23 protein-coding genes are annotated in these 24,092 nt (G+C 46.4%); 21 read left to right on the top strand and 2 right to left on the bottom strand.

The window, feature by feature from the left end; all coding sequences use genetic code 11:
- Positions 1-25 precede the first annotated feature (25 nt).
- The 14 genes from MHH92_RS12110 (at position 26) to MHH92_RS12175 (ending at position 16,467) form a co-directional block, all read left to right on the top strand.
- Positions 26-790, top strand: a complete 765-nt coding sequence (locus tag MHH92_RS12110; RefSeq protein WP_036670526.1) for a helix-turn-helix domain-containing protein — start codon at positions 26-28, stop codon at positions 788-790.
- A 363-nt stretch (positions 791-1,153) separates the two neighbouring features.
- The gene (locus tag MHH92_RS12115) at positions 1,154-3,487 is read left to right on the top strand and encodes an endo-1,4-beta-xylanase (protein ID WP_340903894.1); all 2,334 of its coding nucleotides are present in this window, start codon (positions 1,154-1,156) and stop codon (positions 3,485-3,487) included.
- Between the two features lie 198 nt (positions 3,488-3,685).
- Entirely contained in the window at positions 3,686-5,506 is a 1,821-nt protein-coding gene (locus MHH92_RS12120; RefSeq protein ID WP_340903896.1) for a cache domain-containing sensor histidine kinase, read from the top strand.
- A gap of 182 nt (positions 5,507-5,688) precedes the next feature.
- Positions 5,689-6,540 (top strand): response regulator transcription factor, encoded by an 852-nt coding sequence (locus MHH92_RS12125; protein WP_340903898.1) that lies wholly within the window; start codon positions 5,689-5,691, stop codon positions 6,538-6,540.
- A 168-nt stretch (positions 6,541-6,708) separates the two neighbouring features.
- The gene (locus MHH92_RS12130) at positions 6,709-8,025 is read left to right on the top strand and encodes an ABC transporter substrate-binding protein (RefSeq protein WP_340903899.1); all 1,317 of its coding nucleotides are present in this window, start codon (positions 6,709-6,711) and stop codon (positions 8,023-8,025) included.
- Between the two features lie 207 nt (positions 8,026-8,232).
- Positions 8,233-9,114 carry a carbohydrate ABC transporter permease gene (locus tag MHH92_RS12135; protein ID WP_036670532.1) on the top strand — a complete coding sequence of 294 codons (882 nt, stop codon included), beginning with the start codon at positions 8,233-8,235 and terminating at the stop codon, positions 9,112-9,114.
- Positions 9,115-9,131: 17 nt separating this feature from the next.
- Positions 9,132-10,028, top strand: coding sequence for a carbohydrate ABC transporter permease (locus tag MHH92_RS12140; protein ID WP_373428229.1), 897 nt, complete (start codon positions 9,132-9,134; stop codon positions 10,026-10,028).
- Between the two features lie 179 nt (positions 10,029-10,207).
- Complete coding sequence (locus tag MHH92_RS12145; protein WP_340903902.1) at positions 10,208-10,678, top strand: hypothetical protein; 471 nt, start codon at positions 10,208-10,210, stop codon at positions 10,676-10,678.
- A 140-nt stretch (positions 10,679-10,818) separates the two neighbouring features.
- Positions 10,819-11,367 carry a glutathione peroxidase gene (locus tag MHH92_RS12150; protein WP_036609037.1) on the top strand — a complete coding sequence of 183 codons (549 nt, stop codon included), beginning with the start codon at positions 10,819-10,821 and terminating at the stop codon, positions 11,365-11,367.
- 65 nt (positions 11,368-11,432) lie between these two features.
- On the top strand, positions 11,433-12,296 hold the full coding sequence (locus MHH92_RS12155) for an AraC family transcriptional regulator (RefSeq protein WP_223199924.1): 864 nt from the start codon (positions 11,433-11,435) through the stop codon (positions 12,294-12,296).
- Positions 12,297-12,432: 136 nt separating this feature from the next.
- Positions 12,433-12,687: a hypothetical protein gene (locus MHH92_RS12160; RefSeq protein WP_211081408.1), complete on the top strand. Its 255-nt coding sequence runs from the start codon at positions 12,433-12,435 to the stop codon at positions 12,685-12,687.
- A gap of 148 nt (positions 12,688-12,835) precedes the next feature.
- Positions 12,836-13,435: a nitroreductase family protein gene (locus MHH92_RS12165; RefSeq protein ID WP_036670536.1), complete on the top strand. Its 600-nt coding sequence runs from the start codon at positions 12,836-12,838 to the stop codon at positions 13,433-13,435.
- Between the two features lie 94 nt (positions 13,436-13,529).
- Positions 13,530-15,161, top strand: coding sequence for an S-layer homology domain-containing protein (locus MHH92_RS12170; protein WP_340903910.1), 1,632 nt, complete (start codon positions 13,530-13,532; stop codon positions 15,159-15,161).
- A gap of 388 nt (positions 15,162-15,549) precedes the next feature.
- Positions 15,550-16,467: an NAD(P)/FAD-dependent oxidoreductase gene (locus MHH92_RS12175; RefSeq protein ID WP_340903912.1), complete on the top strand. Its 918-nt coding sequence runs from the start codon at positions 15,550-15,552 to the stop codon at positions 16,465-16,467.
- Positions 16,468-16,582: 115 nt separating this feature from the next.
- On the opposite strand, the gene MHH92_RS12180 is transcribed toward MHH92_RS12175, so the two are convergent.
- Positions 16,583-16,798, bottom strand: a complete 216-nt coding sequence (locus tag MHH92_RS12180) for a hypothetical protein (RefSeq protein ID WP_339188054.1) — start codon at positions 16,796-16,798, stop codon at positions 16,583-16,585.
- A 246-nt stretch (positions 16,799-17,044) separates the two neighbouring features.
- Between MHH92_RS12180 and MHH92_RS12185 the strand changes: the two genes are divergently transcribed.
- The 5 genes from MHH92_RS12185 (at position 17,045) to MHH92_RS12205 (ending at position 20,774) form a co-directional block, all read left to right on the top strand.
- The gene (locus MHH92_RS12185; protein WP_036609024.1) at positions 17,045-17,398 is read left to right on the top strand and encodes a DUF3243 domain-containing protein; all 354 of its coding nucleotides are present in this window, start codon (positions 17,045-17,047) and stop codon (positions 17,396-17,398) included.
- A gap of 656 nt (positions 17,399-18,054) precedes the next feature.
- Positions 18,055-18,621 carry a hypothetical protein gene (locus MHH92_RS12190; protein WP_340903915.1) on the top strand — a complete coding sequence of 189 codons (567 nt, stop codon included), beginning with the start codon at positions 18,055-18,057 and terminating at the stop codon, positions 18,619-18,621.
- Positions 18,622-18,777: 156 nt separating this feature from the next.
- Positions 18,778-19,635, top strand: a complete 858-nt coding sequence (gene cyoE / locus MHH92_RS12195) for a heme o synthase (RefSeq protein ID WP_047842615.1) — start codon at positions 18,778-18,780, stop codon at positions 19,633-19,635.
- 426 nt (positions 19,636-20,061) lie between these two features.
- Complete coding sequence (locus tag MHH92_RS12200) at positions 20,062-20,544, top strand: tetratricopeptide repeat protein (RefSeq protein WP_340903916.1); 483 nt, start codon at positions 20,062-20,064, stop codon at positions 20,542-20,544.
- A gap of 32 nt (positions 20,545-20,576) precedes the next feature.
- Positions 20,577-20,774 (top strand): hypothetical protein, encoded by a 198-nt coding sequence (locus MHH92_RS12205; RefSeq protein ID WP_340390187.1) that lies wholly within the window; start codon positions 20,577-20,579, stop codon positions 20,772-20,774.
- A 42-nt stretch (positions 20,775-20,816) separates the two neighbouring features.
- Here MHH92_RS12205 and MHH92_RS12210 read toward each other — a convergent pair whose 3' ends face one another.
- A complete protein-coding gene (locus MHH92_RS12210) occupies positions 20,817-21,695 on the bottom strand; it encodes a LysR family transcriptional regulator (RefSeq protein ID WP_340903918.1) in 879 nt (292 codons plus the stop codon).
- Positions 21,696-21,860: 165 nt separating this feature from the next.
- Between MHH92_RS12210 and MHH92_RS12215 the strand changes: the two genes are divergently transcribed.
- Entirely contained in the window at positions 21,861-22,808 is a 948-nt protein-coding gene (locus MHH92_RS12215; protein ID WP_340903920.1) for a DMT family transporter, read from the top strand.
- Positions 22,809-22,995: 187 nt separating this feature from the next.
- Positions 22,996-24,027 carry a LacI family DNA-binding transcriptional regulator gene (locus tag MHH92_RS12220; protein WP_047842618.1) on the top strand — a complete coding sequence of 344 codons (1,032 nt, stop codon included), beginning with the start codon at positions 22,996-22,998 and terminating at the stop codon, positions 24,025-24,027.
- Positions 24,028-24,092 lie beyond the last annotated feature (65 nt).

The following is a 24,092-nucleotide window of genomic DNA, read 5'->3' on the forward strand; positions in this document are numbered from 1 at the left end:
ATTTCACAGAAAGGGTGGTCAAGTCATGGAGCTGCTTAACCACATCTACTGGAAGCAAAAAGGGGAATTTGCTCTTACGGAAGATATCTATACGACTTGGGTGGCTTTTGCCGTCGAAGAGGGAATATTCCATTATGAGATTGGGGGTCAGATCGGAGAAGCGAGTTTTGGCGATCTGGTGCTGTGCCCCCCGGCGGTTCCTTTTCGGCGGACAGTCATTACCCCGCTGACATTTCACTATTTACAGTTTAGCAGTAGCCTGGAGGAGGAGGAGTTTCTGCCACCAGCCGGAAAATCGCTGATTAATGACACGAAGCGGTTAGCCTCGACGTACGCTTATTTACGCCAGGACAGTGAGGAGAATAAGGGGGAAGTTGCCCGTTGGAAGACACATTTTATGATGGATTTGTGGCAGTTGTATCAGGTGGAACGCAGACAGAATCGCTTAAAGGAGCGGAGATTTACCGAAGACGCACGAATGGCTGAAGCGGCAGCGCTGCTGGAGGAGCGGGCGGAAGAGGAGATCAGCCTTCAGGAATTGGCACAGCGACTGGCCTTGAGTCCGGTGCAGTTGACAAGGCGTTTCCGGGAAGCTTTTCAGGAGACGCCATCAGGCTATCTCAAACGGGTCCGTCTGAAAAAAGCGCAGAACCTCTTGGCTGACAGCAGCCTGACCCTTAACCAAATTGCCGAGCGATGCGGATATGAGAACGGTTTTTATCTAAGTAGAGTGTTCTCCAAAACGTTGGGCATAAGTCCATCTGAGTATCGCAGGAGACACAGGGTGTAGGCTGAAAGAAGTAAGCAGAAAGCTTTGAAGACCACTTTAAAGACAACTTTTGAAGCCAGCGGAGCACCAGGTATACACCTTCGTTAAGGGTTGTCAGATTATGGAGGAGCTGGTGTGAATGAGTGCAGAAGCAATGGATACTGCATTTCTAACCGAAATTAGAGGGGGGAAGTACATTTCAGTTGTAGATCATAGACAATTTATACTATAATTTACCATATGGAGTCCTTATCCGAACGTATGCCCCCCGTATCCGTTTGAATGAGGACTCTGATTTTATAACTAAAACCAAGGAGGTGGATATGGCCTTAGCCTTTGGAATAAGGAATTCATCCTAATATTCGATAAAGGAGAATGGAAGCGATGAGAAAAATGATATTTTTGAAAGCGCTTAAATTTGTTTTGATGATAACTTTGTTAGTTCCTTTGTATTGGGCAGCTCCATCTGTTCATGCGGCAGAAGAGGAGAATACCTTGATTCTGAGTCATGATTTTGAAGATGGCACGGTCCAGAGCTGGAGCGGACGCGGTGAAGTAGAAACACTTCATGCAAGCGCCGTTGCAGCTCGTACCGGAGATTATGGACTGGAAGTGAGCGGGCGTGCTATGACATGGCATGGGCCAGCGCTGGATGTGACAGAACTTTTGGAGGTGGGACAGACGTATGTGTTCACTGGCTGGGTGAAGCTTCCGGCGGGAGCGTCCAGCACAAACCTCAATATGTCTTTACAGCGTACCCTGCCAGATACAACACATTATGAAAATTTAACATTCGGTACCGCATCCGCAGGCGGATGGACCAAGCTTACTGCACAGTTTAAAATGCTGGAACCAGCGAATCAGTTATCGGTTTATTTTGAAGTGCCAGACCGTGCCACAGCTTCTTTTTATGTGGATGATTTCCGATTGGAGAAGTTGCCGGATCTCGGACCCATTGTGATCGAAGAAGACATTCCTTCCCTACAGGATGCTTTTGCGGGCAAGTTTCGAATTGGGACGGCCTTCACGAACAATGAACTGCTGACCGAACCTGACAAGCAGCTGCTTACGAAGCATTTTGATAGTCTGACACCAGGCAATGTTCTGAAATGGGACAGTACCGAGCCGCAAGAGGGTATGTATAATTTCAGCGGGTCGGATGCCGCAGTCGCTTTTGCAGCAGCGAACGGACAAGAGATACGTGGGCATACCCTCGTTTGGCATACACAAACTCCGGATTGGGTATTCCACGATGCCAACGGCAATCTGGTGAGCAAAACGGTGCTGTATGAACGGATGCAGCAGCATATTGAGACGGTAATGGAGCGTTATCAAGGCCAGATCTACGCTTGGGACGTTGTGAATGAAGTCATTGATGCCTCCGAGCCGGATGGCCTGCGGCGCAGTCTGTGGTACCTGATTGCCGGGGAAGAATATATTGAGAAAGCATTTGAATTCGCCCATGCAGCCGACCCGGATGCGAAGCTGTTCATTAATGATTACAATACCCATGAGCCGGCCAAAAGCCAGGCCCTCTACAATTTGATCACTCGCCTTCAAGCCAAGGGTGTGCCTATTGACGGAGTCGGCCATCAAACACACATCAGCCTCTTTTATCCAACCCTTTCGGAAATTGAGAGTTCCATTGTCAAATTTAAGGCGCTGGGCCTCGAAACACATATTACTGAGCTTGATGTAAGTGTATATTCCAATGATTCGCAATCTTATGATATCTTCCCGGAAGAACTGAAGACACAGCAGGCGGCGCTGTACAAGTCCCTGTTCCAGATCTTCCTGAGGCATACGGACACAGTCAAAAATGTTACCCTGTGGGGCAAGGATGATGCCAATACCTGGCTACGAACCTTCCCGGTCGCTCGCAACAACTGGCCGCTGCTTTTCGACGAGCGACTCCAGTCCAAGCCAGCCTATTGGTCCGTATTAGAGACGGTCCAGGTCGAGGCAGTACCTGCCGCTCCGCAGAATCTGACCGCCACTGCGGTTAGCGACAACAGCATCAATCTAAGCTGGAGTGCATCTGCAAGTGCGACCTCCTATACGGTAAACAGGTCGCTGACAGCAGCCGGACCGTATACATCTGTGGCCGCTGTATCGGGAACAAGCTATAAGGATATGGCGGTATCTGCTGGAACCACCTACTACTATGTGGTGAATGCGGTTAACAGCGTTGGGAAGAGTGTGAACTCCGTTCAAGCTTCCGCAAAGGTCCAGGGTGGAGGGCCGCCAGAGCCTGCTGGTAATCTGACTCTAGCCTATCGTGCAGGGGATACAAATCTGCTCGATAACCAAATGAAACCGCAGTTTGTCATTCACAACAACGGTACCTCCGCAGTTAGCCTGAATGAACTGACAATTCGTTACTGGTATACAGTGGACGGGGAGAAACAACAATCCTTTTTCTGTGATTATGCACAGCTTGGAGGCAGTCAGATCAGCGGCAGCATAGTGAAACTGCCTGCACCTGTTCCTGGAGCGGACCATTATCTGGAACTGAAGTTCGGTACCGGAGCAGGCGTGATCCCGGTCGGAGGAACCTCTGGGGAGATACATACCCGGTTGCACAAAGCAGACTGGTCCAATTACAGCGAAGGGGATGATTATTCCTTTAACCCGCTGCAGACCTCTTTTGCCGATTGGACCAAGGTAACTCTTTACCGGAACGGCGAGCTTGTCTGGGGAGTGGAGCCTATATCCTAATTTGCTAAGTCGTTATATCTAGCCTAGCCGGAGATCCCAGATCTCCGGTTTTTTTAATGCAATAGAACAAATCTGTGTATCCGTATCCCGTCCCTGGCAACTGGTATCACATATCCATGCGAATGAGCCCGGCCCCGGCCGAAGCGGGGGAACTGATGGTATAATGATCTCAATAATTGCAGGGGGAGCGCTGAGGGGATGACAAAGCCCGACTGGAAGACCTTTTTGCCGCATAAGCTCAGGTATCGGCTGTTTGGTGCGTTTGTGGTGTTGATTCTGCTACCATTCAGCGTACTTAATGTCTACAACTATGGACAGATCGAATCTCTGGTTGAGCAAAAAATCAGCGAACAGAGCCACGAGCAACTGGTGCAGATGTATGGTTCTCTGGAGGACCAGATGAGTATTGCATTTAAAACCCTGATTTTTCTGGAACAGGATTCAGCCGTAAGAAACGCCCTGACTTCTCCAGACAATCGTTCTCCGCTTGAGAATAAGTCGTTGGTGGAAGAGAAGTTCAAGATGATCAACAACAGCTTTTTTCTATATAATCCTTCCGTGTACTTCACGCTGTTAGATTTTCATGATAACGTTTACACTTCGTATTTGCCCAAAAAAGCTCTGGCCTATGGCCCTTATCGGGAACAATTTCGCAAGCATCTTGGAGAAATGACCTTCATCAAGGGCAACACTGATTCAAACTCGCTTCCATCAGAAGAGTTACTCTACCGCTGGGATGCCCGGGATACCAACCATGTCCTGCGGGAGCTATCCTCCAGCCCGTATCTGTTGTCCCTCTATGCGTATATGAAGGACAGTGGCGGCAAAAGGTACGGAATGGCACGGATCAGCATCGATTATTCGTACTGGTTTCAGTCTATGCTGAAGGATTCGCAGAGCAATCAGGAGTATTTCCTGATTACTGGCAATGGGGAAACGATTGCCCGCTCGTCCGAAAAAGCGGTACTTTCCCCAGACGTGACCCGGGAAATTGCACTTCATCCGGCAGAGGCCTATCTGACGGATAATGATTCAGATACGCTGATTAACTACGTATACATCGAGTCACTGGACTGGTACATGGTAAATCGTATTCCACTAGCTGTGTTGTTTACGGAGATATCGGGGCTTAAGCAGCGCTATTTTTTAACGTTTTTTGGCTTCACAGCAGCATTTGTGCTCATGGCCTTTATGATCTCGGCGACGTTCACTCGGCCTTTATCACATCTGCAGAACCAGATGAAGGAGGTAGTACGCAAAAACCTCAAGGTCCGTATCCCTGAAGGCCGCAGCCGCGGAGAAGTGCTGGAACTGACCCGTACGTTCAATACGATGCTGGATGATGCCAATCAGATGATCAACAGACTCAAGGCGGAGGAACGCCAGAAGGAAGCGGTACATTTTCATATGCTCCTGGCCCAGATGAATCCGCACTTTCTCCTGAATACATTGAATACAATGAAATGGAGTGCGATCCGCAGCGGGAATGAAGAGATCTCCGAGATGTGTGTTTCCTTGGGTAAATTACTGGAGGTCAGCCTGAATTCACAGGTCGAATTGGTATACCTGAAGGATGAGATCGAGTTGGTTCAAGCCTACCTTCATATCCAGCGGATTCGTTACCGTGATAGCTTTGAGGTGACTTGTGAATTTGACGAAAAACTTGAGTATGCGCTCGTGCCCAAGCTGAGCTTGCAGCCACTGGTGGAGAATGCCATTCACCACGGTGTCGGGCCACTGGAGCAGCTTGGTCAGATCCGCATCGGAATTTACAGGCAAGACACAGGAAAACTGATGCTGGAGGTGGCAGACAACGGAATTGGCATGGAGGAATCCCGGCGTCAGCAGATGACCCGCACACGTCCGGGGATCGGCCTGTCTAACCTTAAGGAAAGATTGCGATTATTGTTCAAAGGCCAAAGTGAACTTGAAGTGATTGATACCAAACCGGGGACATTAGTGAGGTTCAGCATTCCTTTTTTATTGTCGACGCCTTACTTACAGAAGCGGTCAGACTAGGGCGTGTCTGAAAACTCCGAAGGAAGCAGATTTTGCTGAATTTTCGTTCCGAGCAAGGAAGTTTTCCGCAGGCGTGCCGAGGCACGTCAAGGGAAAGTGACGAAGCATGGGGCGAAAAGGCGGTAAAAGATGCACTTCGCGAGTTTTGAGAAACGCCCTACGACTGGAGAGGGGAATCTGGCATGTGGAAAGTATTACTTGTAGAGGATGAGGTATTCGTACGAGAGTCGGTGAGAGAGATTATTTCCTGGGAAGAGCTGGGCTTCACGGTCATCGGGGAATCCGGTAACGGGACCGAAGCGCTGGCGATGATTATACAGGATACACCGGATCTGGTACTGACCGATATTGTCATGCCGGGTATGGATGGTCTGGAATTACTCAAACAGACCCGTCAGGCCGGGTTAAAAACCAAGTTTGTCATGCTCACCTGTATGGGGGAGTTCGAATATGTACGCTGTGCAATGGAATACGGGGCTTCCAATTATATTCTGAAACTGTCCATGAGTGTGAATTCACTGCGTGATACACTCCGTAAAGTAAGTGCAGAACTGGGAGCTTCGACTGAAGCCCGGACGGAGACAGATCATCATGAAGTGCCACCTTCCACACCGGTTCTCACATCAACGCCTGATTTGCCTAATTCTCTTACGGTCTCTTCTACGTCCTCGCCTGAAACTGATCTTCCATTTACACCTGTTCGTGAGCCGATTGTGAAGCACCCGGAGATTAGCAAAATAATTCAGTACATCGGACAGCATTACGACCAGGACATTACCGTCAAATCCATGTCACGATATGTGATGATGGGCGAGAATTATGTGAGTGCTCTGTTCAAAAAGAAAACCGGCCATACCCTGATTCATTACTTGCATGGGGTACGGATGGAGAAAGCGGCTGAATATTTGCGTGAGACGGACCTTCCCGTACAGGAGATTGGTTACCGGGTAGGGTTCGGAAGTGATAATTATTTCATTAAAATATTCAAGCGTTGGACCGGTTGCACGCCCAGCCAGTATCGCCATCGTTCGTGACTCACAGGATGAGTAGAAGGAATATGTGTACCGAGTGCTCAGGCAAGCACAAGTAAATCCGTATTTTTGTTCAATCCGAATCATGGATATGTATCTTATGAACCCAGCAAGGTCCCTGCTACGATGTAACGGAAGGTACACTTCAATTCAGGGAGGTCATGTGACCAGATGAGAATCAAAAAAGGATTAACGGGATTAATCGTAGGTGCGCTGATGCTGGGCTTGCTTTCCGGCTGTGTAGGTAAAAATGAGACGAACGGTGGAGATAACGGAGGTGGAGCGGCAGGGGGAAAAGTGAGGCTCACCATGTGGGGCGCGGTGCCGCCCGAGAATGGTCCACAGGAAGTCGTGGATACCTGGAATGCGGAGCATCCTGATATTCAGGTGGAATATGTGCGGTTTGTGAATGACGATGATGGCAACCTGAAGCTGGATACGGCGCTGTCCACCGGGCAAAACGTTGATCTGTATGTCAACTATACCCTCACGAATCTGGATAAACGCATCAAGGGCGGTACAGCACTGGATCTGGGCGAGTTCACCGACTACAACATTGATGAGAAAATGGGTGAAGATGCGGCTTCCTGGAAAGTGGACGGCAAATATTACGGGATGCCAACCAAGAAAAACGCTGCCTTCTTCGCTTTAAATATGAAAGCGCTTGATCAGGCCGGACTGAGTGTACCAAAAGCCTGGACATGGGATGAAGCTCGTGAATATGCACTCAAACTGAAGGCTGCTGGCTTCAAGTACGGATTGGTGCAGCATACCGCTTCCTATGTAGATCCGCTCGATTCCGTTCTGGTGAAGAACGGCTATGTTAAGGCAGACGGTACGTCCAACCTCGATGATCCACTCGTTACCAAATGGCTGGAGACGTTGAACGGAATGATGAAGGAGGATGCAACCACTCCTCCGCTCGGAGAGCAGCTGACTTCCAAAATGCCGGTGGAAAACATGTTCCTTGGTGGTGAGTCTGCCATGATCAACATCGGCGAATGGCTGATCCGCACATCAAACAATATGACCGAATTCCCTCGGGATTGGAAAATCGCCTTTGCCCCTGTACCGAGACTGGCTGCACAAGAAGCAGATATGGTGAAAAGTGGAGGACTTGGTGACTTTATTGCGATCAATTCCAAGTCAAAAAATAAAGAAGCCGCATGGGAGTTCCTGAAATGGTACGCCGATGGGGGAATGATGCCGATGGCTGCGGGTGGGCGTTTACCTTCCTCGAATGCGGTCGATCAGCAGACTGCCATTGATCATTTGCTTGGCGATTATGCCGATTCTTATGATAAAGAGTCACTGGAATTTGTGTTGTACGGTGACGAGACACCTACGTTTGTCCGCAGCATTGCGCAGGAAGTGGTTGATCTGCGTGCACAGGAGTATGAAAAGTTCTTCCTCGGTAACCAGACTGCCGAAGTTACGGTACAGAACATGGTCAAACGCCATAATGACTGGCTGAAGCAGAATCAATAGGTTGCAAAAGCAATGAGTCCAAAGGCCGTCCCAATGGGGCGGTTTTTTCTATATAAGCAATAGAACAATTCCATGTTGTTTCTCTCCCGAAAGGCACTGCCGAAATACATATATCTGTGATATCAGGTACAGGGTTATGTTCCTTAAATGTTAGAGGACATCTTGTTATGCTTAATTCCAGAACAGATGTTAAGGAGTGGGGAGCATATGCATAAATCCTGGATGAAACGGCAGAGCAGACTCGGGTATCTGTTTATTGGGCCCAATATGATTGGCGTGCTGTTGTTTTTTATTATACCGGCTGTTTATTCGTTCTATCTCATGTTCACTGATTACAAATTCATGAGCCCGGAGACGAATTTCGTAGGGCTGGACAATATCCGTCGGATGTTGAATGATGATCTGTTTGGCGTGGCGCTGCGAAATACATTTGTATTTCTGTTAGCGGTTCCGGTATCGATGGGGTTGGCTTTTATCGTGGCGGTGGCGCTGAACAAGTCGGTGTATTGGCAAAAAACGCTGCGTGCCCTCTATTTTATGCCCTATATCACCAGCGGTGTTGCCATCGCTTTTGTCTGGATGCTGCTGTTCCAGCCAACATCGGGGCCCATTAATGGCTTCTTGCGGGGAATCGGTATTACGAATCCACCCGGCTGGTTATCAACAACCGAGTGGTCCATGTATGCGATTGATATCATCTGGATTTGGTTCATGTTGGGTTACAACATGATTATATATCTGGCCGCATTGCAGGAAATTCCGGAGGAATTGGTTGAGGCAGCACGAATTGATGGAGCCCGTCCTTGGCAGACGATACGCCAAGTGATCTGGCCGCTTGTGAGTCCAACGACCTTTTTGCTACTGATTACGGGGCTGATTATGACGATCAAAAACTTTGGTATCATTCAAGCGATTACCCAGGGTGGGCCGGGGAACAGCACAACCGTCCTGTCACTTTTTATCTACCAGAATGCCTTCCGATATTACGAGATGGGATACGCTGCCGCCATAAGCTGGGCACTCTTTGCCATCATCATGATATTCACTGTTTTGCAGTGGCTCGGTCAGAAACGTTGGGTTCACTATTAAGGAGGGGAGGGATCGTTATGGAGAAACAAATTGCCGCGAATGCGAAGCCCACAGCTCCACATTCACCTAAAGTTAAAGTCCGCATGGAGTCCTTGAGCCAGATTCGAAAAATCATATTGACACTTCTGATGTCCGGGTTTGCTTTGCTGATGATTATGCCGTTTATCTGGATGATCAGCACGTCGTTCAAATCTCCTGCGGACGTATTCACCTATCCCATCCAGTGGATACCCTCCAGCCTGAACTGGGAGCATCACATTAAGGTTTGGAGTGGAGCGGATACCTTTGCGACGTATTATCTGAACTCGTTGAAAATATCGCTAATTAGCACGATCGGAGCTGTATTTCTCTCGGCTTTTGCAGCCTATGGCTTCGCACGTATTCAATTCAAAGGTCGGGAGACATTGTTTCTGATCTATCTCTCGATGATGATGGTGCCACCGCAGGTACTATTTGTGCCCAAGTTCCTGATGTTTGAATGGGTCGGCATATATAATACGCATTGGGCATTGATCCTGCCCGGAATGTTCACGATCTTTGGGGTGTTTATGCTGCGGCAATTCTTCCTGTCCGTGCCTTCAGAGATCTCGGAAGCGGCGTTCATCGACGGTGCCGGTCACCTGCGCATATTCTTCAGGCTGATTCTGCCCTTGGCGAAGCCAGCGCTGGCTACACTGGCCATTATTGATTTCTCCTGGCACTGGAATGACTATGAGAATGCGCTTGTGTTCCTGATCGACAAAGACCTGTACACCGTGCCACTGGGTCTGCAGAACTTTATTCTGGAGAACAATGTAGACTACAACGGCATGATGGCCGCTGCCACGGCAGGCATTATTCCGATGATCATCGTTTTCCTGGTAGGTCAGCATTATATTATCCAGGGCGTGGCCGGAAGTGCCGTGAAGGGCTGAAGCTGCTGTCACTGTGATCCCATATAATAACCCTTTTGCTGAACGAAGAGATTTTCGCGGCAGAAGGGTTTTCTGTTGAAAGGGAGAATTAATCCATGATCTGAGTTTATCCATTGGAGGCGATTCTTTATCGGGATTCATGGGACATATTTAAATGAAGGAAGAGGATGTTGTTGAAGATGAGTATAATCATATTTATTGTTTTTATATTGGTTGGTGTTTCTTCGTTCTTTCTAACCTTTTTTCCTAGTTGGATCTTTTTAAATTTGATTGGAGCAGCCATGGCATTATTTACACTTGGTATGGGGTTGTTTCATGGCATGAAGCAGATAAAAAACATCGTAAAACGAATATCTTTCAAGTGCTGTTGCATCATTTTTGGTATCGGCTTGATATTACTTTTTGCTCCTAAGATAGTGTCGGGTATTCAGGATATAGGTCCTTATCTCTCCCAAGATTACGAAACAGTAACAGGTAAACCGAACTACATAGGATCCATGGGCAAGAAATGGAGGGAACAAACCATCGAAATAAATCAAATGGAATTGATTAACACTCGGGATATCGCCTGGGAAAATCGAGATAAAACACTGGAAATAAAGTATCTGCCCAGAACGAAATATGTTATGAGTATTAGAGCAGTTGAGTAATCGATATATTTTCAAATATCTCTGAGTCTAATCTGAACGATCAATATCTTCTCCAATACAATAGTTCAAACTTCGTATATAATTAACATTGACATATGATGCTGTATGACTACATAACTATCGCGAGGTGCACTAGACTTATGCCAACCATCTACGACTTTACCGTAACCAGAACCAGTGGAGAGCGTTTCCCACTCTATCAATATGAAGGAAAACCTGTGCTCATCGTAAACACGGCAAGTAAATGTAAATATACGCACCAGTTTGATGACATGCAGAAGCTGTATGACCAGTACAAGGATCAAGGACTTCAGATTATTGGTTTCCCGTGTAACCAGTTTGCAGAGCAAGAGCCTGGAAGCAGTTCGGAAGCGGAGTCCTTTTGCCAGATTAACTATGGTGTGAAATTTCCGATGTTCTCCAAACTGGATGTGAATGGAGAAGCGGCGCACCCGCTCTACGACTTTTTGAAAAGATCAGGGCCTTTTGCAGGCTTTGATGAAACAGATATACAGGCAAAATTATTGAAATTAATGGTGGCTGAGAAGGCACCAGAATGGTTACACGGCGATGCAATCAAATGGAATTTCACAAAATTCCTGATTGATGCAGAGGGTCGTGTGGTCAGACGCTTCGAACCTGTCGACTCCATCGACGAGATTCAAGAGAGTATTAAACAGCTTCTATAATTTCACTTTCATATATCCTACAGGGGCATGATACAAATCGTTTCCCTCTTCCGAACAGGAGGTGCATGAATGTGCCGAGCATGATGCAATTTAGCGCTTCACTGGAGTATAGTTACCGATCCACCAGCACGTTTAACCCAGGCAAGTCAGATGGATTCCATTCACATCCACATTATGAGATTTATTATTTTCATGATGGAGAATGTACCTATATCATAGGAGACCGGGTATATAACCTGGAGCCGGGTGATCTGGTGTTAATGCATGGCCTGACTCTTCATCGACCACATCCGAAGCCAGGCAGTGCTTATGAGCGAAGCACACTGCATTTTGATCCGTCTGCAATTCGCAGCAGCCTGCATCCGGACCGTATGGTTGAGGTCTTGAGACCATTTGAAGAACTCAGAAACTGTCGGGTCAATCTGAAGGGAGATAACCGCTCTGAATTCGAAGCTCTATTGCATGATCTTCATCGTCTGTCTCAAAGTCAGAGCAATTTCAGGCAAGAGCGAATGAATGTCAGACTGTGTGATCTGTTGTATTTTGTAGCAGAGATCTGCCAGGGTGATGTCCAGGAACAACTTCCCTCATCGGAGAGGGAGCGGCATGTCCAACACATTATTCGTTATGTGGATACCCATTATATGAAGGACATTGGTCTGGATGATCTGGCACTTGAATTACATCTGTCCAAGCCATATCTGGCAGGCATGTTTAAGGAAATGACAGGTTTGACGATATTTAAATACCTGTATGACCGCCGTATCAATCAGGCGAAGCTTTTGTTTCAGTTTCAGCCTGAGATCACCGTGACAGAAGCAAGTCGATTGTCCGGTTTCAAACGCCTTTCGCATTTTAGTCGGATGTTCAAACAAAGTGTGGGATGTTCGCCTGATCTGTACCGTACCCAATTGCATCGCCAATCATAGAAGTCATCTTTGAGCTGACCAGCTTGTCTGGTTGGCTTTTTTTGTTGATTTTCGTTTGAGGAATGCATACCACTGTGTTTAGAGGACACGCAGAACAGGTAAAGAAAGGTAATGAACCCAGAGGAGGCGAATATGAATGAAACAGCGCACACCGGATCAGAATAACAACGATACCCATCAGGAACAATCCCATGACAATCCTGAACAATATAAGACAGAGCACGAAAGTCTGCTGGACCGACATGAAGAAGAACAGACTGTAGATCCAATTCCGATGGAAGATCTGAATATGGAAGCTCAGGAAGAGAAGAATAAAGATCAGACAAAAAGCAACTCGTCTACGGAAGAGAAATACCGGGCGGATTATCGTAAAAAGACGGGCGAAGGATAATTTCAATTGCTGTGTTGGGCAAACTTGTTGAAATATTTTCGGTGAATGTATATTTAGTGAAAATAAATTAGTTTGTTGACTAATGTATGTTACTATATTATAGTTACTATGTTGGCAATTGAAAAAAAATTTTGGGAGGCGAATAAGAATGACAACTTTTTTTGATGCGTTGAAAAACAGAAGATCTTATTATGGAATCAGCAAGGAATCTACAATTTCGGATGCTAAAATCCAGGAAATCGTAGAGGAAGCGGTGAAATATACACCAACTTCCTTTAACTCACAAACATCCCGTGCCGTTGTATTGCTCGGTGAACAACATGATAAATTGTGGAATCACACAGAAGAAATTTTGCGTGAAGTGGTAGGTAATGAAGAAGCCTTCAAATCCACAGCAGAGAAAATGACTGGATTCCGCAGCGGATATGGTACGGTTCTCTTCTTCGAAGATAACAATGCGATCGCACAGCTTCAACAAAACTTTGCAGCTTATGCAGATAACTTCCCAATCTGGGCTAACCAATCCAACGGCATGTTGCAACTGGTAATCTGGACTGCTCTGGAACAAGAAGGTCTGGGTGCATCTTTGCAGCACTACAACCCGTTGATTGACGAGAAAGTGAAGCAAGAATGGAACATTCCTGAGAACTGGAGATTGATCGCTCAGATGCCATTTGGTAAACCAACGGCAGCACCGGGTGAGAAAGAATTCCAACCAATTGAAGAGCGCGTAAAAGTACACAAGTAAGCTTCGCATTTCCCAACATTTAACCACATACGGCCTCGCTTCAATTTGATACGATGATAGTTGATCGTAATCCAATGAAGCGAGGCTTTTTGATGTGAATAATAGATTAAAAGACATAACGAACCAACGGATATGGAAAATGGCTTTGTGCGGGTTATTAACACTTGGATCGGTGGCTGGATACAGCTCTACCGTTCAGGCTGCAACCGTGCAGCAACAGTTTCAGGATACGCGTACCAGTTATGCCAAGGATGCCATTACACATCTGGTGGCCAGAGGTATTGCTGCCGGTACGTCAGAGACTACGTTTGAACCGAAGAAAGCCGTTACTCGTGCAGAATTTGCGACGTTTGCGGTGAGATTACTAGGTTTGAAGCCCGTTAAAAATAATATAAATCCCTATCAGGATATAAGCATGAATGCTTGGTATTACGGCAATGTTGCCGCCATGACGAATCTTTTTATTTTGGAGGGTAAGGGTCAGGGAACGTTCCAGCCTAATGCTTCCATTACGCGCGAAGAAGCGGCTGCCCTTCTTGTGCGAATGTTAAAACAACAACCCGTGGAGACCTCGCTCTTATCTTCAACGTATTTCGACGCAGCAGATATCTCAGACTGGGCACGTCCTTATGTTCAGACGGTATATCAACTTGGACTAATGCGGGGAAGTGGAGGCGTGTTCCGACCACATGACCAGGTAACGCGAGAAGAAGCGGCCGTAATGCTCGATGCCATTTTACAAAAGAAAACATGGTCTGAGCAGTTACAACGTGGGGATGAACTTGGCGTTCAGTTGGGCTGGCAATATAACTCCACTACAACTGAATTCAAGAAACAAGTGGAACAGTCTGAGGTCAATACACTTGTCCCACGCTGGTTTTTCCTGAACAGCAGTATGAAAGTAACAGATCACGCGGATCCTACATTGATCTCTTGGGCATCCGCCACTGACAGGCAGCTATGGCCATTACTTGGGAATCGTTCCGATTCGGCACTTACCCATCAGATGTTATCCAGTTCGGCCAACCGAGCGACAGTGATCTCACAGGTAGCCGCTTATGTCAAAACCTATAAATTGGACGGCATTAATGTGGACTTTGAGAATGTTGATCCTGCAGATCGAGAAGGGTTAACGGCATTTGTGACCTCTTTGACAGCTACGTTGCATGCACTCGGTGCTGTGGTGTCCGTGGACGTTTCTCCAGACCTGGGTACTGATTGGACGGATGCATTTGATTATGCCAAACTGGGCGCTGTATCGGATTATATGGTGCTGATGGGATACGAGGAACACTGGAACGGTGATCCGAAAGCAGGATCAGTGGCGTCTCTTCCATGGGTGGAAAAGGCTTTGGATACCATGCTTTCCGAGGTGGTACGTGCCAAAACAATTTTGGCCCTTCCGTTATATACACGGGACTGGTCTTCAGTGAATCCTGCAGCTAGTTCTTGGGACATCACACTTTCAGATCAGGGAATGCGTGCGCATGCTACGGGATCTGTAAGACGATGGGATCCAAGTCTGGTTCAATATAATATCGGGTACAACAGTAATGGTAAGCCAAGATATATATGGGCAGAGGACAGTCGTTCTTTATCGGCCAAAGTGTTAATGAGTGAGCAACGGCAAATCGCTGGACTGGCTTACTGGTATATGGGCGGCGAAACAGCCGATGTATGGAACGCCATTTCAAATGCTTCGCGATTTGAATCGTATAACTTCTAAGCAATCATAAATCTTATAGACCCAAACTCACCGTGATTCCGACGGATGGTTTGGGTCTGTTTATTTTGGTATAAGATAAGCAATATGAGGAATCGTTTAAGCTTGGCTGAACGGTTTAATGTATATAAGGACAAAATATATATATATTGAGCTAAACATTTACACAATAACGGAGAGGACAGAAAGAGCCTGAAGAAGCGAAGCGTGCGCCTAAAAGCTTTCTGAAAGAAAGCTGCATCGAAAGCATACGCTTATCCCCGGATTTACCCTTTGTAGAAGGTATTAAAAAAATCTGGGGATAACAGCGATCGGAAGGTTGTTCTGTCATCGGAGTGACCAGTGTAAATATTCTTTAGTTCAATGTATATAGTTCAGGAGGAGAAGGAGCATGCGAGAGGTTGATTGCATAATTGTAGGTGGAGGGCTCGCAGGGCTTCAGGCAGCCATTCAGCTTGGACGTTATTCAGCTCATCAGGTGTTGGTAATCGACGCGGGAGAAGGCAGATCGACGTTGTGCCGGACTTATCATAATATCCTCGGTTTCCCCGATGGGGTATCCGGTGAAGAGCTTAGAGAACGAGGCAGGATGCAGGCAGAGCAGACCGGTGTATCTTTTGAGAAAGACCGTATCATTAGTGCGGAACGTAAGGGAGAACATATTCAATTATTCGGTACTTCCGGATCTGAATATAGGAGCAAAACCATGTTATTGGCAACGGGGCTCACGGATAGAGTTCCGGACATTCCGGGTCTAACCCCTACGCTGGGCCGAACAGTGTATGTCTGCCCTGATTGCGATGGTTATGAGATTCAGGATCAACGTACGGTACTATTGGGATCTGGCGAACCAGGTGCCAATATGGCGATGATTTTAATTCAGCGTACGAATGATCTGTTATATATCAATCATGAGCAGGCTCCCATATCTGCAGAGCTGCATCGGAGCATGAAAGAGGCGGGAGTTCGTTATCTGGAAGCGGCTGTTCAGGAAGTACAACAGATTGAGGATGGCCATATCACCGGTGTTCTGACCGAAGATGGACAGATCTTTGAGTCGGAGCGTGGATTTATCGCATTTGGAGGCAACCGGGTACACTATGAACTGGCGGAGCAGCTGGGAGCTGTGATTGCAGATAACAAACATGTAGAAGCTGATCCGCGCAGCTTGCAGGCAGCGAATAATGTATGGATAGCCGGGGATCTGGGCCTGCACGCAGAACAAGCAACCGTTGCGATGGGTGAAGGTTCCATTGCCGCGATCTGGATTCATAAGGCGTTACAGCAGATGACCAAGGATTCACGTTGAATTTCACCTCCAACTATGAGGTTGATTATTTAATTGTTCATTACCAAAAAGTCCTCCCAAGCCATGCATGTGGCAGGAGGACTTATTGAGCTATCTGTTGCTAGGGAGAAAAGGATTATGCTTGTTTGTCTGATGAATCCTTTGACTTGGAAGAAGACGTCTTGTCCTTCGAGTCATGGGAGAAGTCTTTGCGAATGTTGTCCACGATATCACCAACCACGCCTTCGATCATATCGGTTGGTCCGGGATTATTTTTGTCTGGATGGATAACGGTATTCACTCCTGGTTCAAGTTCATCATTTGTCTTCTCATGTTTGGTTTTATCACGCATGGGGAATCCCTCCTGGTTCGATATTGTATAAGGTGTTCATTAACATATCCAAACACCGTTACGTATATGTAAACGATTAACCGCTGTAGTTCTTTTGAAACGTGTACTTGCACATATATAGAAGATATATACAGAATTGAACGTACTGATTAAACTTCTGCAATACGTTTATATTATAGATAACCAATGAGTATTAAGTTTAAAGCTTCAAACCAATAAACCACTATTATGCAGGAGGTTATTCAAATGAATGAAGAAAATCATGTAATCCATAAAGATGGCCAAGTATCAACTGACAAGGTGGACAATGCAATTGAGAAGATTGCGCCGGAAGAAAGAGAACAGATTTTACAGAACTTTGATGCATTCAAAGAATATCTGGGTAAGCGAATTGCCATGGGAGAATCGATTGGACTAAGTGAGGAGCAGATGGCCAAAATTGCCGAGAAAGTAGCGGATTATCTGGCAGCTCGGGAGGAACCCCGTAATCGTGAAGAAAAACTGCTGCAGGAGTTGTGGAACGTCGGTAAGGAAGATGAACGTCACATGCTGGCTCATATGCTCGTTCGTTTGGCACAAAGCTCCACACCCAATCATTAAGATTAGTATCTATGCGTAAGCATAAGAAATATTTTGAGCAGGTCTTCAAACTTGCCAAAAACCTGCCAAAAGCTGGAGCGTAACTCTGAACGTGTCTGGAGCAGGGCATAGAGAGGGGAGCGCTAACGAACCTGTTACGTCTTATTCAGGGGTTTGAAAGTCCCGTAGCAATCTAAGGAATCTGACACACGTTATATTGGTATAAACAGCCGTTAATAGCGTATTTCCAGGAAATTTTGGCAAATAACGTGTCTCATGTTCCTTACAAAATAAAAGGACCGCCAGAAGACCAAATAAGACGTCCTCGATTCCTTAGTTATCTGGACCATTCGTCAGGACTAGGTAGCTTGGACTTCAAGATGTTTGGGACACAGACATCCTTCAACGTATCACTTGCCTGAGTTTAAAAGACACACCCTAGTAAATAACCTCTGAATGGCGATGCCTTCAGGGGTTATTGCCGTTTACGGAGACTACAGACAGGAGTGATGACGCACATTGTAACTATTTTTAATCTGGCTGATACTTTTATAATCCCTGTTCGAAGTATGATAGGAAAAGAAAGAACGTTGGAATCGATAGTTCACATGAGCGTTTGAGAAGCAAAACTTCCGGTTAAGGAATAGTAACGTTCATATTAAGGAGAGATGTTACCTATGAAGAACGCGACAAAACAATGGAAACTAGGAATGATCGGTGCAGTTGTTGCTTTACTTGGTATAATTGTGCTGACTACATATTTACTTACCCCTGCGAATGCTCAAGGTAGTACGGATGCTCAACAACCTTCTGCGAAAGAAGCTCAAGTTGCAAACTCCGAGATGTTTACAGCCTATGTTGAAGGTATGCATATAGAAGACGGCAAATTGTTTATGACAGTGGACAAGATTGGCTGGTATCAGGGTGAAGAAGCCGATGCGATTTTTGCACAGCGTAATCCGGAAGCAGGTATAGACGGTGCTCCAGATGGTTACTATATTGTCAATGACAGCAAAGAGCAGGAGCAGGTTGAGGTTAGTGCCAATGCTGAAGTATTGATGCAGTTGTATGATCGGGATGGTACGATGCAGGGCGCAGACATTCAGTGGAATGAACCTGTGACATTATCCAAGTTCGAATCGTTGTATGAGAATACCCGTATTCTTGATCTGTCCGTATTCCCGTATCACCTGACGGTGCAGGACGGAAAAGTTACTAAAATTGTGCAACAATACATCCCATAAAATAAGATGAAATTCATCATCAAGCATTCCTCCTGTTCATTGGAACGGTGAGGGATGCTTTTTGGTTATGACAAATTCATGAAAGCGATTGTAATTAATGGTAGGTACATGTATCATTATTGGAATGGCGTTTTTACATAGTTCAGGAGGAGCCTCATGCTTAAAGACATGATTGCATTAACTAAGCCCGGACTTCTAAGGTTAAATGTGTTTGCGGTGGCGGTAGGATTCTGGGTAGCTTCAAAATGGGATATCAACTGGTTATCTCTGCTCATGGTCGTGATTGGATCAACTTTGGTTATTGCTTCAGCTTGTGTTATCAACAATTATTGGGATCGTGAATTGGACCAAAAGATGGAGCGCACCAAAAAAAGGATGGATTACATTAACCATCTGAAGCCAGGGTTTGTACTTGGCTATGGCATTATCCTTGGTGTTGTGGGACTAGCAGTACTGTATCTCCTGGTGAATCCATTATCAGGTTGGATGGCACTGCTTGGGTGGTTCGCTTACATCGTGATTTACACGATGTGGTTGAAACGTAGTTCGACGTGGAGCACGTCGCTGGGTGGAATTGCGGGAGCGATGCCGCCTGTCATTGGTTATACGTCTGTAACCAATGAGATTGATGCCGGAGCCTGGTTGCTGTTTGCACTATTATTCTTGTGGCAACCACCACACTTCTGGTCATTGGGTATTCGCCGGGTAGAGGAGTATCGTGCTGCTGGCTTCCCGTTGTTGCCAGTGGTTAAAGGGGTGAAACGCACCAAGTTTCAGATGATTCCTTATGTTTTTCTGCTGCTTCCTGCTGTATTCCTGTTGTATTATTACGACTACGTAGGTCTGGTATTTCTGATTGTATCTCTGGTCGGTGGATTGATCTGGTTCGTGCATACACTTAGCGGACTGAAGACACAGGATGATGAGAAGTGGGCAAAAGTAAACTTTCTGATCTCGGTGAACTATCTCATGCTTGTATTTATTGTTATGGTAGCGAATACGGTATGGTCTTAATTAGACGATGAACAGATCGTTTTCAGAGAGATTTCAGCTTATGCTATATAAATTGAACTAAACATTTACACAAAACGGAGAGGACAGAAAAAACCTGAAGAAGCGAAAGCGTTCGCCTAAAAGCTTTCTGAAAGAAAGCTGCATCGAAAGCATACGCTTATCCCCGGATTTTCACCTTTGTTAAAATGATTCGAAAAATCCGGGGATAACAGCGATCGGAAGGTTGTTCTGTCATCGAAGTGTCCAGTGGAAATATGCTTTAGTCCATTTTTTATAACAGGCTGAATCAAATGAAAAAGCACACGATGGAATAGCGTTTGGACAACCTTGAGTTGTTACAACATATTCTATAGGGTGCTTTTTTGGTATAATAAAACAATTGAATCATATAAGTGGAAATTATAATGCAAGATGGGAAGTGACAGCATGAGTAATTTGGAACAGGCCGTGCGATGGAGACAAGAAGGCAAGGTGCAGGAAGCGATTGAACTTTTGCAAGAGATTACAGTCCAAGAACCCGAGAATGCGAATGTCTGGTATCAGCTGGCTTGGGCGCATGATTCGCTTGGGTTAGAGCGGGAGGCTGTCCCGCATTATGAGAAGGCGCTAAGCCTTGGTCTTTCTGGTGAGGACAGAGCAGGGGCGATACTCGGGCTGGGCAGCACATATCGAACGCTTGGGCAGTATGAGCAGGCGAAGGTTTGGTTTGAAAAAGGGATGACAGAATTCCCGGCGTACCGGGAATTTGAAGTTTTTTATGCCATGGTGCTCTACAATCTGGGTGAACATGCAGAAGCGATGCAAAGACTGCTCGTGCAACTTGCGGACACATCAAGTGACAAGAGAATCAATGACTATAACAGAGCAATCCGTTACTACGCAGATCAGCTCGATCGGGTGTGGGAATAGATCGAATACACAGAAAAGGGAGAGATGGATGAATGAACTCCAATCAAGATCTGAAACAGGTAAATGAGAGGTTGGATCAAATTGAGCGAAAGCTGGATAACCTGGGAGGCAGTCAGCAGAACAAACGCTCACCTGGCGTGCGCTTCCTGATTGGTTTTGGCATCACGATTGCGATTATATCTGTACTGCTGCTGACTCTTGGTGTTATCCAATTTGTGAGTACCGGATAGGAGAAAAAGGATCATACCGATAAAGGTAGTGATTCTCCACATTTACTTACATAGCCTGGCAAGCCACTGTTGCACCTCTTCAATGAACCGCCGCGTAGCGGGCGATAGATTGCCCAAAGATGGGCAGGCGATGCCAATTGTACGATAAGGATCTCCAGAGAGTGGCACGAGCGCGAGTGAATCGGTATGATTTTGAAGAACCATTTTCGGAAGCAGGCTGATACCGAGGCCATTACGGACCATCGCCATAATGGCTTGATCCTCGGCTACTTCATAGGCGACATTGAGCTTGGCCGCATGCTGCCGGATCAGTCGTTCTATCTCGTTATCTCCGCCCCACTTGGGCAGAATAAAGGGTTGCTCCAGCAGAATATCAAACGAAACAGACTCCTCTGAGGCGAGAGGATGATCAAGAGGCAGGATACACATCATCCTGTCTTTTTGCAATGGGATCGTCTCAAAAGGTGATGAATCGCCGAGGGACAGAAATCCGAGATCGATGGCACCTCCAGCCAGCCAGCCCTCAATCTCAGCATAATCGCCCTCCCACAGCTTAATCTCAATTCCGGGATGACGCAGGCGAAATTGTTTCAGGATGCCCGGCAACCATTGTGTGGAGACACTTGCGAAGGTACCAATACGCACTGTACCAATCTCCGCGCCGCGAATGAGGGAAATTTCCTGGTTCATGAGTTCCGTCCAGCGCAGAATCTCACGTGTGTATCCCAGAATGCGTTCCCCTTCACCGGTAACCCGCACACCCGAGCGGCTGCGATGGAGCAGGGAAAAACCGCATTCTGTCTCCAGACTGGCGATGGCATGGCTGACTGCGGATTGGGTGATGTTCAACGCTTCTGCCGCTTTGGTGAGACTGCCATATTCCACAACGGTATTCAAAATTTCGTATTTGATTAGTGACATGAATGGTTCCGTTCCTTCCCATTTTTGATGAATGAATTTATTTCATATAATACATTATAAATATTCATTTTTATAATGCAAAGAGATCGTTTATACTTGCCAAGGCGAGTTAGTTTGACGCACGATCACACAGCTCAGAATACATAGAATGAAGGTTGAAGCAAGATGAATGGTGTACAGGTTAATCAAGGTCAGACAACAAGAAGAGCGGACATACAGATGCTGCTCGCAACGGTTATATGGGGATCTTCCTATCTGTTTATGAAATCGGGTCTGGAGTCCATGCAAGAATTGAATCTGGTCGCATTTCGTTTTGGAATTGCCTTTATTGCCGCAGGACTTCTTTTTCATCGGCGGTTGTTTAAGATGGATCGCAGAACACTTGTGGCAGGCGCTATTATGGGGACAGCTTTATTCGCTGCATTTGTATTTATCACCTATGGTGTGCAACGAACAACGACATCCCAAGCGGGATTCCTGATAAGTTTGGCCGTTATTTTTGTACCGATCCTGACGACGATCCAGCATCGTCGTATGCCGGATAAACGATTGACACTCAGTATCCTGGTTGCAGTTACCGGGCTTGGCTTGTTGACGCTTCAGCATCAGCTTAGTCTGCACATGGGAGATATTCTGTGCATACTAGCAGCACTTGTGTATGCCATCTATATCATGATTGCTGGCAAGTTCACACCGAAGCATGATCCGTTAACATTAGGGACAGTTCAATTAGGTGTTGCAGCGATGTGGGGAATTGCAGCTACATTTATGCTGGAAACGCCACGTATGCCCGATACGGCTGAATCCTGGGCAGCCATTCTCGGGTTAGGTGTTTTGTGTAGCGGCTTGGGGTATATTCTGCAGACACTCGCGCAGCGTCATGCCTCTCCTACAAGAACAAGTCTGATTTTTTCACTCGAACCACTGTTTGCAGCAGCCTTTGCATTTACCTTTCAAGGGGAATCGCTAACGTTGCAAGGGTATGCGGGAGCAGCTTTGATGTTGGTCGGTGTTCTGATCACAGAGATCAAACTTCCACAGCCTATCTTCTGGCGTAGAAAACGCCCGGTTTTACAGTCGGAACTTGGCGATCAGGGAGTATCAGGCGTATAATTGGGGGACAAGGGTCCTTTCGTCATCTTCTATGGAAGGTGGGGAGAGGGCCTTTTTGGTTATGTCGCACACCTTGTGAAACAGATAAACTACTACCTAACAAAAACAGAATAACATAACCTTGTTTTGTTGATTTTTGTTTTTTATGCTACACTGAATGGAAAATTAGGAAAAACGGGTGAGTAGGATGGCCAAAAGAGTAACGATGCAGCAAATTGCGGATGCTGCGGGGGTGTCCAAATTCGCAGTCTCCCGTGCGCTGACGGGCAAGCCTGGTGTGAGTGAGCATACACGCGAGATGATTGTCAGAACGGCGGGGCAGCTTGGGTATTTCAGAACTGAGCCTAAGCGTTATCCGGGGGAGACACAGATATCAGCGGAGATGAAGCCAGAAGCGGAGCGACAAGGCACGATATTGATTTTGTTTCCTAACGTTCGTTCTCAGAATCGATCTTCCTTATACTGGGGGCCAGTATTTGATGGCATTTCTGAGAGGTTGAATGAGAAGGGAATGGATATTTTAACGCTGACAGAACCCTCTTCAGATCGGATGTTCTCGGTCCTTAATCCCGAAGCGATCAGCGGAGTCATTACCGTGGGTACCATCTCGACATCGGTATTGCTGGAGATTTACAGGCTGCGTATTCCGCTTGTCATGGTGGATCATGAAGACCCTGCCATATACGCAGACTCGGTTTTTACGGACAATATGAAATGTATGAAAGAACTGGTTCTCATGCTCGTTGGTAAAGGGTATAGAAAGTTCCAGTTTGCCGGACAACTGCCCGATGCAGCAAGTTTTAGAGAACGCTGGCTTGGATATCGTATGGTGCTGGAAGAGAAACAGTTGGAGGGGGAACAGCAAGACGGCTTGCTGGGACCAGAGTATGATCAGATCCGGAGATCCATTGCTGAAATGGAGCTGGAGGATATCCCTGAAGTTATCGTGTGTGCAAATGACCATACAGCTGTCATTGTCATTCAGGCACTCCAAAGTCGAGGCATTCAGGTGCCCGAACGTTGTGCCGTAACCGGATTTGACAATACGCAGACGGATGAACCCATTCTTGCTTCGGTACATATTAACAAAGAGAATCTGGGAACGAGAGCAGTAGACCAGCTATTGTGGCGGATCAAACACGTGGATGAACCTTATGAACGCAAGCTGATCTATTCGGAATTAATTATTCGTGATGAATATAACGCCAGTATACTGTAATGGGATATGAATTTACGGGCTCATTTTAACAATGATCATACGGGTAAATGAAATCAGGTGAAAGA

Source organism: Paenibacillus sp. FSL M7-1414, assembly GCF_038003195.1.
GTDB classification, from domain to species: Bacteria; Bacillota; Bacilli; order Paenibacillales; family Paenibacillaceae; genus Paenibacillus; species Paenibacillus amylolyticus.

Bases quoted from the DNA above. Each gene is read 5' to 3' on its own strand.
- MHH92_RS12210 (WP_340903918.1), bottom strand. From the start codon at position 21,695: ATGTCACTAATCAAATACGAAATTTTGAATACCGTTGTGGAATATGGC.
- cyoE (WP_047842615.1), top strand. From the start codon at position 18,778: ATGCTTAAAGACATGATTGCATTAACTAAGCCCGGACTTCTAAGGTTA.
- MHH92_RS12190 (WP_340903915.1), top strand. From the start codon at position 18,055: ATGAAGAACGCGACAAAACAATGGAAACTAGGAATGATCGGTGCAGTT.
- MHH92_RS12185 (WP_036609024.1), top strand. From the start codon at position 17,045: ATGAATGAAGAAAATCATGTAATCCATAAAGATGGCCAAGTATCAACT.
- MHH92_RS12165 (WP_036670536.1), top strand. From the start codon at position 12,836: ATGACAACTTTTTTTGATGCGTTGAAAAACAGAAGATCTTATTATGGA.
- MHH92_RS12180 (WP_339188054.1), bottom strand. From the start codon at position 16,798: ATGCGTGATAAAACCAAACATGAGAAGACAAATGATGAACTTGAACCA.
- MHH92_RS12155 (WP_223199924.1), top strand. From the start codon at position 11,433: ATGAATGTGCCGAGCATGATGCAATTTAGCGCTTCACTGGAGTATAGT.
- MHH92_RS12215 (WP_340903920.1), top strand. From the start codon at position 21,861: ATGAATGGTGTACAGGTTAATCAAGGTCAGACAACAAGAAGAGCGGAC.
- MHH92_RS12130 (WP_340903899.1), top strand. From the start codon at position 6,709: ATGAGAATCAAAAAAGGATTAACGGGATTAATCGTAGGTGCGCTGATG.
- MHH92_RS12140 (WP_373428229.1), top strand. From the start codon at position 9,132: ATGGAGAAACAAATTGCCGCGAATGCGAAGCCCACAGCTCCACATTCA.
- MHH92_RS12220 (WP_047842618.1), top strand. From the start codon at position 22,996: ATGGCCAAAAGAGTAACGATGCAGCAAATTGCGGATGCTGCGGGGGTG.
- MHH92_RS12120 (WP_340903896.1), top strand. From the start codon at position 3,686: ATGACAAAGCCCGACTGGAAGACCTTTTTGCCGCATAAGCTCAGGTAT.
- MHH92_RS12205 (WP_340390187.1), top strand. From the start codon at position 20,577: ATGAACTCCAATCAAGATCTGAAACAGGTAAATGAGAGGTTGGATCAA.
- MHH92_RS12110 (WP_036670526.1), top strand. From the start codon at position 26: ATGGAGCTGCTTAACCACATCTACTGGAAGCAAAAAGGGGAATTTGCT.
- MHH92_RS12125 (WP_340903898.1), top strand. From the start codon at position 5,689: ATGTGGAAAGTATTACTTGTAGAGGATGAGGTATTCGTACGAGAGTCG.
- MHH92_RS12135 (WP_036670532.1), top strand. From the start codon at position 8,233: ATGCATAAATCCTGGATGAAACGGCAGAGCAGACTCGGGTATCTGTTT.
- MHH92_RS12175 (WP_340903912.1), top strand. From the start codon at position 15,550: ATGCGAGAGGTTGATTGCATAATTGTAGGTGGAGGGCTCGCAGGGCTT.
- MHH92_RS12145 (WP_340903902.1), top strand. From the start codon at position 10,208: ATGAGTATAATCATATTTATTGTTTTTATATTGGTTGGTGTTTCTTCG.
- MHH92_RS12160 (WP_211081408.1), top strand. From the start codon at position 12,433: ATGAAACAGCGCACACCGGATCAGAATAACAACGATACCCATCAGGAA.
- MHH92_RS12200 (WP_340903916.1), top strand. From the start codon at position 20,062: ATGAGTAATTTGGAACAGGCCGTGCGATGGAGACAAGAAGGCAAGGTG.
- MHH92_RS12115 (WP_340903894.1), top strand. From the start codon at position 1,154: ATGAGAAAAATGATATTTTTGAAAGCGCTTAAATTTGTTTTGATGATA.
- MHH92_RS12150 (WP_036609037.1), top strand. From the start codon at position 10,819: ATGCCAACCATCTACGACTTTACCGTAACCAGAACCAGTGGAGAGCGT.